General features: G+C 55.6%; 13 protein-coding genes and 1 pseudogene. 2 read left to right on the forward strand and 12 right to left on the reverse strand.

What is annotated here, in order from left to right:
- Positions 1 to 92 precede the first annotated feature (92 nt).
- The gene (locus SV7mr_RS14355) at positions 93 to 2,051 is read right to left on the reverse strand and encodes a Sip1-related alpha-galactosidase (protein ID WP_145273394.1); all 1,959 of its coding nucleotides are present in this window, start codon (positions 2,049 to 2,051) and stop codon (positions 93 to 95) included.
- A gap of 36 nt (positions 2,052 to 2,087) precedes the next feature.
- On the opposite strand from SV7mr_RS14355, the gene SV7mr_RS14360 reads away from it, so the two are divergent.
- Entirely contained in the window at positions 2,088 to 2,966 is an 879-nt protein-coding gene (locus SV7mr_RS14360) for a transposase (RefSeq protein ID WP_419187397.1), read from the forward strand.
- Positions 2,967 to 3,284: 318 nt separating this feature from the next.
- On the opposite strand, the gene SV7mr_RS14365 is transcribed toward SV7mr_RS14360, so the two are convergent.
- The 7 genes and pseudogenes from SV7mr_RS14365 to SV7mr_RS14395 form a co-directional block, all read right to left on the reverse strand.
- A complete protein-coding gene (locus tag SV7mr_RS14365) occupies positions 3,285 to 3,674 on the reverse strand; it encodes a hypothetical protein (protein ID WP_145273400.1) in 390 nt (129 codons plus the stop codon).
- Positions 3,671 to 5,110 (reverse strand): sulfatase, encoded by a 1,440-nt coding sequence (locus SV7mr_RS14370; protein ID WP_145273403.1) that lies wholly within the window; start codon positions 5,108 to 5,110, stop codon positions 3,671 to 3,673. Before SV7mr_RS14370 ends, SV7mr_RS14365 begins: the two co-directional genes overlap by 4 nt.
- Before the next feature lie 2 nt (positions 5,111 to 5,112).
- A complete protein-coding gene (locus SV7mr_RS14375; RefSeq protein ID WP_145273406.1) occupies positions 5,113 to 6,615 on the reverse strand; it encodes a sulfatase family protein in 1,503 nt (500 codons plus the stop codon).
- Positions 6,616 to 7,036: 421 nt separating this feature from the next.
- Positions 7,037 to 7,729, reverse strand: a complete 693-nt coding sequence (locus tag SV7mr_RS14380) for a transposase (RefSeq protein ID WP_145273409.1) — start codon at positions 7,727 to 7,729, stop codon at positions 7,037 to 7,039.
- A 55-nt stretch (positions 7,730 to 7,784) separates the two neighbouring features.
- Positions 7,785 to 8,075 (reverse strand): annotated as a pseudogene (locus SV7mr_RS14385) (MarR family winged helix-turn-helix transcriptional regulator); the annotation flags it as partial.
- Between the two features lie 54 nt (positions 8,076 to 8,129).
- Positions 8,130 to 9,155: a CBASS cGAMP-activated phospholipase gene (locus SV7mr_RS14390; protein WP_145273412.1), complete on the reverse strand. Its 1,026-nt coding sequence runs from the start codon at positions 9,153 to 9,155 to the stop codon at positions 8,130 to 8,132.
- 80 nt (positions 9,156 to 9,235) lie between these two features.
- Positions 9,236 to 9,808 (reverse strand): TMEM175 family protein, encoded by a 573-nt coding sequence (locus SV7mr_RS14395; protein WP_145273415.1) that lies wholly within the window; start codon positions 9,806 to 9,808, stop codon positions 9,236 to 9,238.
- A gap of 97 nt (positions 9,809 to 9,905) precedes the next feature.
- Between SV7mr_RS14395 and SV7mr_RS14400 the strand changes: the two genes are divergently transcribed.
- The gene (locus SV7mr_RS14400; RefSeq protein WP_145273418.1) at positions 9,906 to 11,564 is read left to right on the forward strand and encodes an FAD-dependent oxidoreductase; all 1,659 of its coding nucleotides are present in this window, start codon (positions 9,906 to 9,908) and stop codon (positions 11,562 to 11,564) included.
- A 58-nt stretch (positions 11,565 to 11,622) separates the two neighbouring features.
- Here SV7mr_RS14400 and SV7mr_RS14405 read toward each other — a convergent pair whose 3' ends face one another.
- From SV7mr_RS14405 to SV7mr_RS14420, 4 genes are all read right to left on the reverse strand, one after another.
- Complete coding sequence (locus SV7mr_RS14405) at positions 11,623 to 13,059, reverse strand: alginate export family protein (RefSeq protein WP_145273421.1); 1,437 nt, start codon at positions 13,057 to 13,059, stop codon at positions 11,623 to 11,625.
- A gap of 13 nt (positions 13,060 to 13,072) precedes the next feature.
- Positions 13,073 to 13,441 (reverse strand): nuclear transport factor 2 family protein, encoded by a 369-nt coding sequence (locus SV7mr_RS14410; protein WP_145273424.1) that lies wholly within the window; start codon positions 13,439 to 13,441, stop codon positions 13,073 to 13,075.
- Between the two features lie 39 nt (positions 13,442 to 13,480).
- Entirely contained in the window at positions 13,481 to 14,179 is a 699-nt protein-coding gene (locus SV7mr_RS14415; protein ID WP_145273426.1) for a pirin family protein, read from the reverse strand.
- Between the two features lie 85 nt (positions 14,180 to 14,264).
- Entirely contained in the window at positions 14,265 to 16,094 is a 1,830-nt protein-coding gene (locus SV7mr_RS14420) for an amidohydrolase (protein ID WP_145273429.1), read from the reverse strand.
- Between the last annotated feature and the right edge of the window lie 12 nt (positions 16,095 to 16,106).

The raw sequence follows: 16,106 nt of genomic DNA on the forward strand, positions 1-16,106 counted from the left end.
CCACTCGGGGCTCAAGCCGGTTAGCTATTCGGCGGCGGGTTACACGGCGGACAGAGCGGGAACCGACATGATGCAAGAATCCATCGATGCTTTCAGTCTTGAACCTTCTTGATTGTTAGTACGATCGGTTCCGCTTTTACGGACAGGTTGGCCACGAAGAACCCATTGCCCCGGGCGATGAACTCGATGCCCCCGGAAACTGGTTTTCCTTTGGCGAGCCAAAGCCCGAAGGGGCCAGTCTCATGGAGCTTGACCTGGAGACTCTTCTCGGTGGATTCAATCAACTCCACCGCGGCGGCCGGGAGGTATTTGTCGGTGCGCCCGATCACGGCCCAGCCGTTTTCGATGGGACTGAGTTGCAGCAGGCGGTCGCCGAAACCCTCAATGCTAACATCGTATCCATCGGCGATTTCTTGAGCGGTCTCCCGGTAGAAGTCATAAACCAAGAGTCCCTCGGCGGGCTGTTCCCAGACGCCGGAATAGGGCTGGATCATCCCGCCGCCAGCCGCATAGTCCGCCGGGACAATGGTGGTGGAAAACTCGGGATTGTCTTCCTCGGCGTCGCCATGAAAGTTGTAAATGGCGACGCTCAGAGCTTGGTTGGCCAGCGGCGCCATGACGCGATGCAGGCGTTCGGCTTGCATCGGTTGGAAAATATCCTCGGGCAGCGGGGCGGCGGGAGCCAGCGGGCGTAGCAATAGGCCATCCTCGTAGCACAGCGGCTTGATGTTTTCCATCTCCAGATGGTCATAAGGATCGGAGAGGTAGACCGGCGCCCCGGAGAGCGCCTTGGAGACGGCCATCATGCGCCCGGCAAACGGGTCGTTGGAATGGAACATGTCGTGGTCGCCCCAAGCAATCTGGCCGAGCCACGGGATGGCGGCGTAGGAGTCGTAGAGATGGTTCTTGGCCTTTTCCAGATTGCCCTTGCTGTAGTCGGCCGAGCAGCGCCCGACGCTGGAGTTACCGGAATTGAACAGGAATTGCGGCTGGTGCCAGTTGCAGTTGATCAGTCCGTTGAACTGTTTTTCGACGATCTCGTGATAGATCCGCGCATAGGTGACGGTCGCTTCCGCCGGATTGTCGATCGCATGGGTGTTGTCTTCCGGAAATGTGGCGACGACGGAGTTCTCGTCGGTCCCGGCATAAAAGGGCAGCAGACCTCCGTAGAAATCGACTTTCACGAAGTCAATGTCGTCGCGCTTGGAAAAGCTGAAGAGGAAGTCGAGGAAAGCCTCCGCATCCTCCGCATTGGGTTTGGCGATCCGCTTATTGTTGCGCGTGGTCATCATGTGCTTGGAGATCTCGCCAAGCTGTCCCGGAGCCCGCACGGCCTTGTTCTCGCCCATGAGAGCGTGCCACATGCCGACCCAGCGGATGCCGTCATCTTCGCGCAGGGCGGTCAGCGGCTGGTAGCCCTGCGGGAAGGTGGCGCTTTTCGGCGTCAGCGTCTGATTGTTAAAATGCCCGTCGTCAACGAGGAAATAGCGCACCGGCGCAGGAGAAGCGGCGAGTCCTTTGAGTTGATCGACCAGCAGGTCGGAGGTGATATTCTTGTGGAATTCCTCCCATGAGCACCAGCCGAGGTATCGGAACATCTCGGGATAGTCCTTCGCGGCGCGTAGCTTCATGTGACCTTGGATCTGGGGCGTTTTGGCGGCCGATGCCCAGACCTTGGAACAGGCTTCGTAGGGTGTGGCTCCGCGCGCCCAAGCTACCAGCGGAAAGTCGCCTTCGATGGCGGCCTTGCCGTGAGTGCCGAACTTCAAGATGAAGTCGTTGCCGTCGGGCGCAAACCAAGAATAAGCCGCGTCGCCGGAGAGCGGGAGAACCGCGAGATAGCGGTCGTCACTAAGTTGAAGCAGGAGAAACTTGCCGCCTTCATCACCCACGGGCGTCGTGACGGGATGACCGATGACGCGGTTGCCGGCATAGGGCCACCATTGGCTACTGTAGTAGACGCCGCGGCTGAACTCCGGCACCTTCAGCGTGAAGGTGCCCATCACGCCTTTTGAATCTGGTGAGGCCGTATGGTCTTCCAGAACCTTCACTCCATTTTCCGTTGTTCGGAGGTCGAGTGTGGCGGCTTGAACCGAGAGAAGACTAGCCAGCAGGGGATGGAGAAGTATCTTCGTCAAGAGAAAGTTCGTTTTCAGCAGCGCACACTCGACAAGATCGATGCCTGGAGTCTTCAAGCTGCGGACAGTGATCCGCTGCAGTGCCTACTCACCGAGCAGTGGAAACAACTCGTGCAAGTTCGTGATCTACTCAGCGAACAAATCAACGAAACGGAAAAAAAGACCGCGAATTACTTGGTCAAAACGCCTTATGTCCTATTGTTGTCGGTCAAGGGAATCAATGTTGTCTCAGCGGGTGAACTTGCCGGTGAAGCTGGGCCGATCGAACACTACGCTTCCGCCACCGCGATCAACGGACGTGCTGGCCTGTATCCTTCACGGTATCAAAGCGATGAAGTGGATCGAAGCGGCACTGTGGCTAAGAACTGCAATCGTCGGTTGCGTGCCGCATGCATTTTAGTCGCCAAGAATTTGGTGAAGTGTCACCCGTACTATCGTGGCTTGGCGGCGATCTGGAAGAAGCGTGGTGTCGTGACGGTGGACTCACAGTGCCGGATGGCCAATCGTGCCAATCGGATGGTGTTTCAAAGGGTGAGCGGACGTCAAGTCTGGCGAGGCAAGGGGGTTGATCGCGAATACCTGTTGTACAAACTGCGTGAGTTCCATCGCACGCATGGTAGTGATCTCGAGCAAACGGTCGCTGACATGAACGAAGCATTCGCTTGGCTTCCCAAGAGCACCTACGAAAGCGAAGCCCAATCGCTCGCCAAATTGGCTAAACCGAAACGTCGTGGTGCGACTTCGATCCGTGATCTGCTGATTCCTCTTTTAACTCGTCTTGGAGTTCGCTCCGGCAATACGATAAACTCGACATCGTCCGAAGCTTAGAGCCCGCACTGGCTCGTCGTGCTCGCAGGGGCACACTGACAACATCATCTGACCCCGAGGGTAGGCGTGGCTGGCAACAGTCACAGTCAACAAGCCCGTGGAAAAAGCGTGATGCTCTGTCAGCGGTTCAAACGCCGGATAAGACAGTGTGAGGCTTCTAAGCTTCGGATATCTACCAGGGTGGCGAGACTGAACCCTTCAATGCTGACGGAGAAGTGCCCGCAGCAACGACGAACCATTGGACTTTGAGAGTCAAAAAAACTACCCTGTCGGTGGTGCCGCTAGACGTACGCGCCTGCGTCGCCAAAGCAGTCAAAATCATGTTCGACCATGACAGTGCTTTTCTTCACCACCCGCGCCGAAGTGTAAGCGGATGGCTTTACCTTTGATTTCAGCCGGCACGTTGAAGGACTTTCGATACCAGCCAATGCCCTCGAAATCTTTGCAGACCGTTTCCCAAGAACAGGGAATGTCCACTTCGATTGCACTCGAAGCAGGGAAGTTCTTATCCAGGTGCCATTCTTTGCTTTCTCCAGCCTGTTGTTCATCAAATACCAATTCCCAGGAGCCATTCAGGCTGATGGTTTCTGCCCCGCACGGCAGGCAGGCCGCTAGCCAGGCAAACGCTGCAATCGCCATTAAGCCCCAGATCTTCCTTACATACATATCGTTTCTCCTTCTATTAAATCCTTTCGATTGAATAATCATTTTCTAGGTGTCGGCAACGGCGCATTGGTATCGCTCCGCCACTTCGCCAGCGCTTTGCGCAGACGGCCAGTGTGTTCAGGATGTTTTTGTGCCACATCCTGTTGTTCGGAAATATCGTTTTTCAGGTCAAACAACTGGACCGAACCGTCTTCCAGGCTTTCGACCAGCTTCCAGTCGCCCCATCGGACAGCACTGGCCGGACGTTGGCCCACATCCTTGTAAATCCGGTAGCCCGGATAATGCCAAAACAGTTTGCGTTCCTGTTCCGATGGCGTTTTGCCGCGAAGCAGAGGCCACAGTGACTGGCCGTCCATGGGTTTGCCAGGCGCCTTTCCGCCGCCAGCTACTTCCATCAGGGTGGGCAAGAAATCGAGTTGAGACACCACGGCATCATTGAGCGAGCCAGCTTCAATATGCCCAGGCCAGGTCACTGACAGAGGAATCCGTATCCCGCCTTCCCACAAGGTGCTCTTACCAAGTTTGAGCGGATAGTTGGAAGTGTAACGCCCAAGGGCCAAGCCGTTTTCCACCTTACCCGAAGGACCTCCGAGTAGACCACCGTTATCCGATGTGAAGATGATCAAGGTGTTTTTTAACAGTCCCCCCTTTTTCAATGAGGTATTCAGGGCTCCCACACTTTGGTCCAGTGCTTCCACCATCCCGGCATATAGCGGATTGCCGTGCAACTTCGAGGGCTTCAGCGCTTTGTATTTGTTCTTCAGTTCTTCCTTCGGTTCCAGTGGTTTGGTTCCTGGCCCCATCGCAGTGTGGACGAGTGTATGGGGTAAATAGAGAAAGAATGGCCGGTCGTCATTTTTGTCCAGAAACTGATCCGCACAGAGACTGATATAGTCCGACGAATACCCTGAGGGTTCCGGGTAGTCACCGGACTGGCGCAGATAAGACATTTTCACATCGAGATGACCGCCATTGCGTAGCATAACAAAGTCATCAAAACCGCGCTGAGAAGGCTTTTCCCTGCCAACATGCCACTTACCAAACATACCGCACCGGTAGCCCGCTGCCTTGAGAAGCTCTCCCAATGTATTATTATCCGCAGGCAAACGCAGTTCATTGTCTGGCTGAACCATTGGCAATTCATCGAGAGGTTTTCCCCGAGCCTTTACGCCCACAACTACCTCATAGACACCAAAGCGCGCAGGATAACGACCTGAAAGCAGACCTACCCGGGAGGGGGCGCACAAAGCCGCTGGACTGTACGCTTGCGTAAAGCGCATCCCAGCTTTCATCAGAGAATCAATATTCGGGGTCTGATGATACTCATTGCCATAGATGGAGAGATCGGCATAGCCAAGATCATCCGCGTACAGCAGCACAATATTTGGCTTGTCCTGAGCCTGGGCGACTCCGACAAAGATCAGCACTCCCATCCCGCACAGGGTGCGAGATAAATTTTGAACTAAGCGTTTTATCATATTTACTTCTTGCTGCCGCCTCTCCTTCTATATTGCTGAGGAATTGGCATGTTTGGATTCGCCTCCGTCAACTGCAGGTAGAGTTTCGGGGGGAGGAAATTCGGGCCTGGTTGATCCGGCATGTCTTTTTGCACATTGCGGGAGATATTCGAGATCTTCTGGAGCATTGATGCCGCGATTTCAGGATGCCGGGAGATCACGTTTTTCTTTTCAGAGACATCCTCGTTAAGATTATAAAGTTGGGGTGCCTTGACTCCCTTGGTTTCGAATCCAAGCAACTCTCGATTGCGAAAATAGCCCAGCATGCCATCATGGCCGGCTGTTGTTTCGTAGTTAACCACGAGCTTCCATTCGCCCCGGCGCAGCGCAGCGGTTCTGGGGTTCATGAAAAACAGGGGAGTTTTCCGCTCAAATTCTTCGCCCTTAAGATGGCCGTAGAAACTGCTTCCGTCGATGGCCCGATCAGCCGGCACAGGCAATCCCGTGATGCTGCAAATGGTCGGTAACAAATCGAGGGTAGAAAGTGCGGTGTTATCGCTAGTCCCCGGCTTCACCACGGTGGGCCAGCGGATAATCGTCGGCATGCGGATGCCACCCTCATAGACCATTCCCTTGCCACTACGGTAAATGCCAGAGTCTCCGGCAAGATTCTTATCTCCATATTTCGCTCCGTTGTCGCTGGCAAAAAACGTGAAGGTGTTTTCCTGATACTTGAGTCGTTCCACCTCAGCCAGCAGACGTCCTAGCTGATAATCCAGATGAGAAACGTTGGCATTGTATTCTTGTTTTTGCTCTGTCAGCCCCTGGCCTTGATACATTTTCGAGAATTGCTCGGGATGAGCCAGAGCCAAATGAGGTTCATGCGTCCAAACAACCAGGCAAAACGGCTTCGATTTATCTTTACGATTACCCATCCACTTAATCGCTTCGTCCACAACGATCTGACAAGCATAGCCCTCAACCTTGCCCAATACCTCACCGTTGCGAACGAACGTTTCCGGATCTTTGTGATCAGGTATGGAGTTGTTTTGAGTCGCAAGCCAGTGATCAAAGCCGTGATCACTTGGGGTCGGTTCATTCTTGAAATCATTGTGTGCGTTCAGTCCCCACTTTCCAACAAAACAGGTGTCGTAGCCTTTTTGCTTAAGGAGTTTCCCAAATGTAATTTCATCCGACTGAAGGTGCGCCACCGTGTCTTTATGAATGTATGTATAGATTCCAAGACGATGCGGTGACCGTCCTGTCATCATCCCACCGCGACTTGGCGAACAGGAAGGCGCCGGGACATAAAACTGTGTGCAACGGACTCCTTCACCCGCCATTTTGTCGAGGTAAGGGGTCTTGATGGTTTTGCTGCCGAAACATCCCAAATCGGCGGATCCTAAATCGTCCGCCATCATAATCAAAAAGTTTGGGAGGGTTTCTGCATAAGCAGGCAAGCCCAAGAGCATACAAAGAGATAGCGCTAGTGTTCTCATCAGGGTCGTCATTTTTTCCGTTATCATTTATCCGCTTTCCTAATTAGTGTCCGTCCGGAAACTGAATGGGACCGTAAATCACGGGCGATTTTTGGAAAAAGCTCCTCGAAGATCGAACCAACAAGTTGGTTCGCGCGTTGAAGTTGTTGACTAAAAGCAATTTCAAACACAAATCTTCGAGGAGTGAACGTGGTCCGAAAACATTATCAATCTCAGCATCGATTCGACTGCAGCCCCATCGCACAAGTCGAGCTCAACGTCGAATGCCGAGACGAAATCATTCCAATTCTCGCTGGCTTGCAGCTCCTTTATACCAACAACGAACTTCGACACAAAGCTGTCAAGTTGGTCGCAGCCGATCTCAATGAAGACTCACGCCGAGATGTCGGTCGCCCCGGTATGGATGATTGGCACGTCGTTGTCTTGGCCGCAGGGAGCAGCAAAGGTGTCAGGAGTCTTTGTTGGGGAGATCGCGTACTCTGGGCCGTCCGCGCGGGCGAAGAGTCGATTCCAGGTCGAATCGGCGGGCGGTGGATTCTACCCAAGTCTCGTTTCCAAAAGGACTCCCACGTTTGATGCTCCAGCGAACAGCATCGATCTCGCCCTGGGTCAGCGGCTCATTCACACGAGCGACCCACCCTGGAAGTCGAGCCAGTGGCCATGCCGAAAGCAATTTTGGGTCAGGCTCTGGACGTGAGAGCCAGCGATACAGCGATCCCCAACGCCAGTCTTCGGCGCGATCAACCAATTCCGCACGCAGTGCATTCCGCTCGACATAGCGGGCAACCACAAAGAAGTGATCGTCATCCTGAATCGGAAAACTCTTGAACCGTCCTTGATAGACATGTCCCTGTCCCGATGTTTGATAGTGAGCGTGGTAGCGTTGGGTGTGTGTCAGCGTGACCCATCGCAAGAAGTTGCTCATGCCACCGTTTTCAGTTGGCCGCAGCACGAAATGCCAATGGTTGCTCATCAATTGGTAGGCCAGAATTTGACAGGGATACCTCTCTAATCCTTCGGCGAGGATTCGCTCGAATGCGTTGTAGTCCGCATCTTTCTTGAAGATTTCGCTCTTCGCGTTCCCACGGTTTAGGGCGTGATAGAGGCAATTCGCTTCGTCAGCTCGTTTGGGTCGGGGCATCCAAGCACCCTATCACCAACTCCTCCTCAAATCAATGACTCCTGACACCTTTGTTTTCTCTGTCGATCAGGCCGCGCTGAACTAATTGGTCGACGACGCGAGTGATCGCCGGAGCGACTTGAATCATTCGGTCGGCAACTTCCAGGCACGGCATCGGCTCGCCTTCGCCACGCATGATCCGCATCGCGTTGTACTGTGACGGCGTCAATTCGTATTCACGCAGCAAGCGAGCAAGCCGGTTCTCAAGCAAATCGCTGGTGCGGAGAATGCTGAGCATGGCTTCCTGCTGGACCGAGTCGAACGGTCCCTTCTTTTTCAGTTGATGGCGGAGCGAGGCGGACGGCATGTTTTGATTTCCATTGAAGCAACGCACTTAGTTTACATGTGATCTATCGGCGTGTCAACCGGATCGCTTGACGTATTTTTCCGTTCGCTCGGCAAAGAACCTGGGGGCCAGCCGCTCGAAGACCTCCCCGCCGACCCGATGCCCTTCAGCGAACAAAGGCTTCGTCGCTGCCGTGTTGTCGAGCGTCCACGAACTGTCGGTCATCGGAAAATTCAGGTGGTGGTAGCGTTTGCCCAGCACGATGGACAGCGGCAACTGCGTCCCCTGAACCTGCGAAATGCTCATTACTTCGGCCACATGCCGAGACCAAAACAACATGCCCGCGTCCCCGCCGGGTGGCGTCAGGCTGTACGTCGATTGCCCGGTTCCGATCGACAGCATCTCGACTTGGCTCAGGTCCAGCCCTTCGTCGGTCTCCGGTTTCCCCTCGGCCAAGATCCGTGCCGCTTCGGACAACGCGACGACGCCGGGGTCGATCGCCCACAACCCGCCGTCGGCGTAGTCCTTGCCGTCGGGCAGCGTCTTGTGTGGGAAGTACGTCGGCGCGGCAGCAGCGGCCACGATAATGTCGGCGACGCGGTAGTCGTATTCCGGTCGCTCGATTGGCAAGTGCGGCGTGCGAAAAACGGCGGTCACGCCATCAGTCAAGTTCACCGCCGGAACGATTAACCGGCAACGATCGGCATCTCGCATTCGCTGGTCGCCGAAGCCGTCTTCCATGGACGCGGTCAAACGAAACGGGCAGTATCGTGACTGAAAGAAGTGATCCAGATTCATCTTGGCCCGTCGACCGAGTAGCTTGCGGGCGGTCGGATAGATCCACCGATAGCGAGCCTTCGGAACATACGGATCGCGAGCGTGAAAGATCGCTTCGCTGTGTTTGTTGTAGAACGTTTCGACATCGGCAGCCGACATACCGCAACAAAGCGCCGACGCGGTGATCGAGCCAGTCGACGTGCCGGCGATCAGATCGAAGTATTCCGACAGCGGAGCATCGAGACGTTTTTCAAGTTCAGCCAGAACGCCGATCGCGAACGCGCCTCGAAGTCCACCGCCGGCTAATGCGAGAATGCGAAACATGATGTCGTCCTAAAATAGTGGCACGTTGGTCCCCAACGTGATTGTGTCGTTCATTCACGGTGGGGACCACCGTGCCACTCTCATTCAAACAACTTCTCAATACGCCGATCCGGGATCGTCCACAACACTGCAACAATCGCATAGATCGCAACAGCGGCCAGTGGTTCATAGACCGCCACCACCATCGCAGCTCCATACACCACCAGCGACAGTTTGCCTTTCCAATCCGTGCCAACAGCGTTCGCCAACCGCGAGTCCGCACCTTGAAAGCGAATGATCGACGTTTGCAGCAATTTGTAAGCGACCGCCGCGAATAGCAAGATCGTTCCATACGTCGCGGTTGGCAGCGGGCTAAACTCGCTCGCCCGCATCCAGTTCGTCCCGAATGGAAGCAGTGACAACCAGAACAAAAGATGCAGATTCGTCCAGAGGATCGTGCCGTTGATTCGATCGGTGACCTGCAACATGTGATGGTGATTATTCCAATAAATCCCGAGATAAAGGAAACTCATCACATAAGTCGCGATCGACGGCAGGACTTCGGCGAGTCCGGTCCACGAAGTATCCGACGGTGCTTTGATGTCGAACACCATCACCGTAATCACGATGGCGATCACGCCATCACTGAATGCTTCGAGTCGTCCTTTCTTCATGAGGCGAATCGTAGCACAATAGTGGCACGGTGGTCTCCACCGTGAATGAATCAATCCATCACGTTGGAGACCAACGTGCCACTATTTGAGAATCATCATGAATCGACCCGCCGTTCCGACCGGACGTGATCGCGAAGCCTTCCCGACGCTTTCGCAGGAACAGATCGACCGTGCCACGCGGTTCGGCTCGCTTCAAACGATGGCCGATGGAACTCGCGTGTTCGAGCGTGGCCAACGGCAAGCCGATTTCTTCATCGTTCTGTCAGGCTGCATCGAGATCTTTGATTACGACTGCGATGGCGCGGCACAGGTCTTTACCAAACACTGTGACAACCAGTTCACCGGCGAGATCGACTTGTTCAGCGATCGAAAAGTCTTGGTCGCCGGACGCACCGCGGGCGAAACGACAGCCATCCGCTTCAACCGTCAGCAATTTCGTGAACTGCTGGCGGCCGAACCAGACATCGCCGAGATCGTTTTGCGAGCCTTCATCATTCGGCGTCTTGGGATTCTCCAGCAGAACCTCGGCGGTTCGATCCTGCTCGGTCATCGCAACGACCCGCTCACTTTGCAAATCCGTCGCTTCCTTCGTGGCAACGGCTATCCGGCTCAAACCATCTTTCATGGTGACGAACCGATCGCCGATAAGATCCTGTCCAAGCATAACGCGACCGCCGACGACCTGCCAATGTTGCTATGTCACGGCGAAGAAGTCTTGCGAAAGCCGTCAATCATGCAAGTCGCCGAAGCGGTCGGCATCGTCGAGTGGCCGACCGCGGGCCGTTGCTATGACCTTGCCGTGATCGGTGGCGGACCGGGCGGGATGGCCGCGGCGGTGTACGGAGCGTCGGAAGGTTTGTCGACGGTGGTTCTGGAACGGGAGGCTCCCGGCGGCCAAGCGAGCACGAGCAGCAAGATCGAAAACTACCTCGGGTTCCCCAATGGTTTGTCCGGCCAAGAACTCGCCGGTCGGGCGCAGATTCAAGCACAAAAGTTCGGTGCAACGCTCGCCCTTCCGATGCAAGTCACCGGCGTCGTCGGCGACAAACCGCCGTATGAAGTTCAAGTCGAAGGCGGCCCGCCGGTGTCGGCTCGCTCGATCGTCATCGCCAGCGGAGCGACTTACCGCAAACTCGGCTTGTCGAACGATTCCAAGTACGAAGGCCGCGGCATCCACTACGCGGCAACCGCCATTGAAGCGGGGCTTTGCGAAGGCAACGAAGTCGTCGTGGTCGGCGGCGGCAACTCGGCCGGCCAAGCCGCCATCTACTTGTCCGGCAAGACCAAACACGTTCACCTGCTGGTCCGCCGCGACGGGCTTTCCGAAACGATGTCGGACTACTTGATCCGTCGCATCGAAGCCTCATCAAAGATCACGTTGCACACGCGCACCGAAATCACGCAGCTCGCCGGCGAACCGAGCTTGCAACAGATCACTTGGACGAACCGGGATACCGGCGAAGTCAAAACCAACGACATCAAGCATCTGTTCTTGATGATCGGCGCGGTGCCGAATTCTGGTTTCCTAAACGGTTGCGTGCTCACCGACGCCAACGGATTCATCTGCACCGGTCAAGATGTTATCGCCGAAAACGAATGGAATGAAAAACGCCCGCCCGAACCATTTGAAACAAGCCTGCCCGCAGTTTTCGCGATTGGCGACATTCGAGCCAACAGCGTCAAGCGAGTCGCCAGCGCCGTCGGCGAAGGCAGCATCTGCGTTCAATTCGTCCACCGAGTGATCGCGAACCCATAGTGGCACGTTGTTCCCCAACGTGAATACGGACATCACGTTGGAGACCAACGTGCCACGATCAAAAGAACCAGGTTGCCCACAACAGAACAAAGTCGGCCTGCTTCCCGCCGGCGTCGGTGATGGCGTCGGTGATGGCGTCGCCGGGTTCAAGGTGAACGTAGGCGGCGGTGGTTTCGATGGATTGGATTGGTCGCCATTCGAGAGCGATCGAGATCGTGTCGCCGATGTAGCGAGCATCGGTTGCATCGCCCGCGATCGCGGGGACGCCGGGCGGAACATAAATCGCGTCTTCGGTGCTGAACCGCCACAAGAAATCCCACAATACGACGGCGGTTAGCTTTTCGGTAAGTTCGACGTCGAGGTTGAGGTTCAAGTCGTAGAGGTTGGCCGGCGAGAACGCGGCGGCTTCGCTGAAGTAGCTGTTGTTTGGGTACAAAGCATTGAACGTGCCGAGCCGTCCGTTGCCTGGACTGCGATCGCCGCTGATGACGTCGAACTTCATTCCCAGTCGTGGTTTGAGTGGGACTTCGGCGAAGGTGTAGCCGGCAACGTTGGCAATCGTCCATGCGAAGATTTCGTCGTCGGCAATCGAACCGAATTGCACAATCGGTTCGATGTTGTAGTCCCACCCGTTTCGGACGCCGAAGAAACGCATTCCGAACGAGTGGCGGTGCTCGTCGCCAGCGACCGAATCGAACCGGGCATCCTTGTTGCGGTAGCCAAGGTAGAAAGCGTCCAAAGATAGTGGCACGCTGGTCCCCAACGTGTTCTCAGAATTCTTCACGATGGGGACCAACGTGCCACTATGAATCGTCGAGTAGCTTCCCCAGAGCAGTCGGTCGGTCGAAGGGTCGTTGTCAGACGCATCGCCACCAAAGTTGACATCGGAACCAACGATAAACTGCGTCTCGAACTGATCGTTCTCAAACATGAGTCTCGCGGCATCAAAGCTGCGTCGGATGTTGGGACCGTTTCGCGTTGCGACCAAACGGCCCGAACCCAACGAGAAAGTTTGGCGGCCGACTTGGGCCGATAGCCGCCCGCGGTCACCTTCGATCAACGTCACGTCGGCCAGCAGTTGCTGGAAGTAGAACGGATCTTCGTCGATCGGCGAGGCTTCAAACGGCGATCCAAATTTGAACGAGCTGCCGACCTCGGTGAAAGCTCGAAACCAATCGGTCGGCCGATAGTCGATGTCCAGATAGAGCCGCTGCAACAAGTAGTCGTCGTCGGCATCCTCCGCGAAACCGAACTCACGGTTCCGCCACGACTCAAATTGCTCGCGAAACTCTCCGCTGATCTTCAGCACCGATGGATCAAGGGGTAGTAGCCGCTCGAGCAACGCTTCGTCGGGATCGACGTCGACGCGTTCCCGAACAGGACCCGTTTCGGGGATGGCCAGAACGGTATTTGGAGTGGCGTCTTGCCCAAAAGCGCGACCAACACAGCAGACGACCGTGAGGGCGACGAAAATCCATTTTCGTTTGAAATTCATGATGATCCGTCACTCAGAGTTTGACGCTGAACAACTCGTGCCAGTCGATGTAGATGAAATACTCTGCGATCTTGCCGTCGCGGACTTTGAAGACGTCGCAGAACGGAACCGTCAAATCGGAATCGTCCATGCGACGATACGATACCCTGCCGCGATAAACCGCCGTATCATCCACCGCGAACTTGTCGTCGATGGTGTGCTTGATCGAATGGATGCTGGCGTAGAGGCTGTCGAAGACTTCAGCGACGGCTTCGGTTCCACGAACGCTGTCTTGGTTGCCCGGTTGCAACACGCAGTCGTCGGTCAAGAACGTCAAGACGTTTTTCGTTTCCATCGTGTCGATGGCCGGCGAGAGATCGTCGATGAAGTCATGTAGAGGCATCAAAGTTACTTCGGTGAGTGGAGTCGAGCTTGAACTGTCTTAGGCAAGATCGAAAACCATGATTTCTGCATCGGTGATCGCTTGGCAAGTCAGTGCCGTCTCCTCACTGACGGCGGCGGCGTCGCTTGTTTCCAATCGGTGGCCCGCCAGATCGACGCTGCCGTGAAGCACCTGTAACCACACATGACGATCGGCTTGGGTTGGAATTTCGACTTTAACGTCTTTCGTCAGCTTGGACAGATAAACACGCGCATCGCTGTGGATGACAAGCGATCCGTCTTGACCCTCTGGCGACGCAACCAATCGCAGTTGATCGGCAAGTTGATCGTCGGGGAAGCGTTGTTGCTGGTAGGTCGGTGCTAGACCGCGTTCATTCGGGATCAACCAGATTTGATAAAAATGAACCGGGCGGTCCGACGAAGGATTGAATTCGCTGTGTTCGATTCCCGTGCCGGCACTGATGCACTGAAACTCGCCCGGCCCGAGCACTTCGCCGTTGCCCATCGAGTCTTTGTGTTCCAATGCTCCATCGAGCACATAGGAGATGATTTCCATGTTGTCGTGAGCGTGCGTGCCGAAGCCCTGACCGGGTGCGACGCGGTCCTCGTTCATCACTCGCAGACTTTGGAAACCCATATGATTGGGGTCTCGATAGCCCGCGAACGAAAACGTGGGATAACTATTGAGCCAACCGTGTTCGGCGTGGCCGCGCTCGTTTGCTTTGCGTAGTCGAATCATTGGTTTGGTTCCTTGTTTATAGTGGCACGTTGGTCCCCAACGTGTTTGCCTAGTCGCGTTCACGTTGGGGACCAACGTGCTACTATCACTTCGCATAGCCACCGAAGTGAGCCACCGGCGACCACGTCGGGCTGACGGCGGGCAACTCGGGATCGAGTTCAGCAAATTCTTTCGACGCGTAGGTAGCTCGGCCATCCACCATCGTTAAAAGCGACTCGATGTCTTTGATCTGTTCCGCGTCGACCGAAAAGTAGTCATCCGACAACACGGTCAAGTCGGCGAATTGCCCCGGAGCGATGCGGCCTTTGATTCCATCCTCGCCGCTGAACCAAGCACTGCCGGTCGTGTAAAGACGCAAGGCTTCATCGCGAGTCAAACAGTTTTCTTTCGGATACAACCGCGTGCCACCGACGGTCTTACCGGCCACCATCCAGTACAACGACAACCACGGGTTGTAGCTGGAAACGCGGGTCGCATCGGTGCCGGCCCCGAGCGGAATGCCGCTATCGACCAGCTTTCGCAGCGGTGGTGATTGGGCGGTGACTTCTTCGCCGTACCGTTGCAAAAAGTATTCACCCGCAAACGCCATTCGGTTTTGAATCGCCACGCCGCCGCCGAGTGCCTTCACGCGAGCGATGCTTTCGGGCGAGATCGTTTCGGCGTGATCAATCGCCCAGCGACGGCCGGCGAAGTCGATTTCGTTCTGGTCCAGTTCTTCAAAAACATCAAGCAATTGGCGGATGGATTCGTCGTAGGTCGCGTGCTGACGGATCGGCCAGTTGTTCCGCAGCAACAGCCGAGCGACCGGTAGCAACTGTTCCCTCATATCCGGTTCCAACTCGGGACGCGGCGAAAGAAAGTTTTCAAAGTCACCGGCTGCCCAAACGAGATACTCGCCACCGCCACGAACCGTGTACCCGTGCAGCGTTCGCATCGCGTCGTTGTAGTCGCGTTCATTCGCCTGCAACCAACGTCGAAAGTCAACGAACTCCTTGCCAGGTGTTTGCGGGAACAAATAGACGCTGACCCGCATCGGCATCTCGCCGCGACGCGCGAGCACTTCGGTCGCGATGTAGTTGTCGGGGAAGTTGTGACCGCCGCCGCCCGCATCGACGACACTCGTCAAACCAAAGCGAGCCAACTCGTGATACCAATGCTTGGTCGAATTGATTTGATCGTTGACCGACATCGCCGGTAACGCTCCGATCGTCTTGTAAAGAATCATCGCGTTGGGTTCGGCGTACAATTCCGCTCCGCCGTCGGTGAACACGTAGCGGCTTTGGTCATTGGGCGGCTGAGTGTCCTCGGTGATGCCGAGAGCTTCGCAGCCGGATTGGTTCAAGAAGCCGACGCTGTACAGGAACATGACGTACACCGGCGTGTCCGGGGCGACCTCGTTGAGTTCGGCAACGGTTGGCAGGCGACGCTCCTCGAATTGGTACGGCGACCAACCACCGATCACTCGCACCCATTGACCCTTCGGCGTTCGAGCGACTTGCTCGCGGATCATTTCGAGGCCTTCTTTCAACGAACGAACGCCGTCCCATCGTAATTCCAGGTTGTAGAAGCGACCGCCACGAACTGCGTGGATGTGCGAGTCGTTCAAACCGGGAATGACGGTCCGCCCCTGCAGGTCAATGACCTTCGTTTTGTCCGTCCTCAGTTGTTCGACCTCCGCGCGATCACCAACACGAACGAACCGGCCGTCCGCGATCGCACATGCGTTGGCATTCGATTGACTTTCAACGCCGGTGTAGATGTCTGCGTTGAAAAGAATCGTGTCGGCGACGTCGGCCTCTTCGGGAACGAACGTGTCGTTCGGTTGGCCGGTGTAGTCGGGTTGCTGTGCGATGACGCGGTTGGCTGTCGCAAATGCGACGACGAGAACGATGAAAGCGATTCGATTCATTGTCATGTTGATGTGCTT

It is taken from the genome of Stieleria bergensis, from assembly GCA_007745635.1.
GTDB lineage: Bacteria > Planctomycetota > Planctomycetia > Pirellulales > Pirellulaceae > Stieleria > Stieleria bergensis.

Bases quoted from the DNA above. Each gene is read 5' to 3' on its own strand.
- SV7mr_RS14365 (WP_145273400.1), bottom strand. From the start codon at position 3,674: ATGATTATTCAATCGAAAGGATTTAATAGAAGGAGAAACGATATGTAT.
- SV7mr_RS14370 (WP_145273403.1), bottom strand. From the start codon at position 5,110: ATGATAAAACGCTTAGTTCAAAATTTATCTCGCACCCTGTGCGGGATG.
- SV7mr_RS14375 (WP_145273406.1), bottom strand. From the start codon at position 6,615: ATGATAACGGAAAAAATGACGACCCTGATGAGAACACTAGCGCTATCT.
- SV7mr_RS14380 (WP_145273409.1), bottom strand. From the start codon at position 7,729: ATGCCCCGACCCAAACGAGCTGACGAAGCGAATTGCCTCTATCACGCC.
- SV7mr_RS14390 (WP_145273412.1), bottom strand. From the start codon at position 9,155: ATGTTTCGCATTCTCGCATTAGCCGGCGGTGGACTTCGAGGCGCGTTC.
- SV7mr_RS14395 (WP_145273415.1), bottom strand. From the start codon at position 9,808: ATGAAGAAAGGACGACTCGAAGCATTCAGTGATGGCGTGATCGCCATC.
- SV7mr_RS14400 (WP_145273418.1), top strand. From the start codon at position 9,906: ATGAATCGACCCGCCGTTCCGACCGGACGTGATCGCGAAGCCTTCCCG.
- SV7mr_RS14405 (WP_145273421.1), bottom strand. From the start codon at position 13,059: ATGAATTTCAAACGAAAATGGATTTTCGTCGCCCTCACGGTCGTCTGC.
- SV7mr_RS14410 (WP_145273424.1), bottom strand. From the start codon at position 13,441: ATGCCTCTACATGACTTCATCGACGATCTCTCGCCGGCCATCGACACG.
- SV7mr_RS14415 (WP_145273426.1), bottom strand. From the start codon at position 14,179: ATGATTCGACTACGCAAAGCAAACGAGCGCGGCCACGCCGAACACGGT.
- SV7mr_RS14420 (WP_145273429.1), bottom strand. From the start codon at position 16,094: ATGACAATGAATCGAATCGCTTTCATCGTTCTCGTCGTCGCATTTGCG.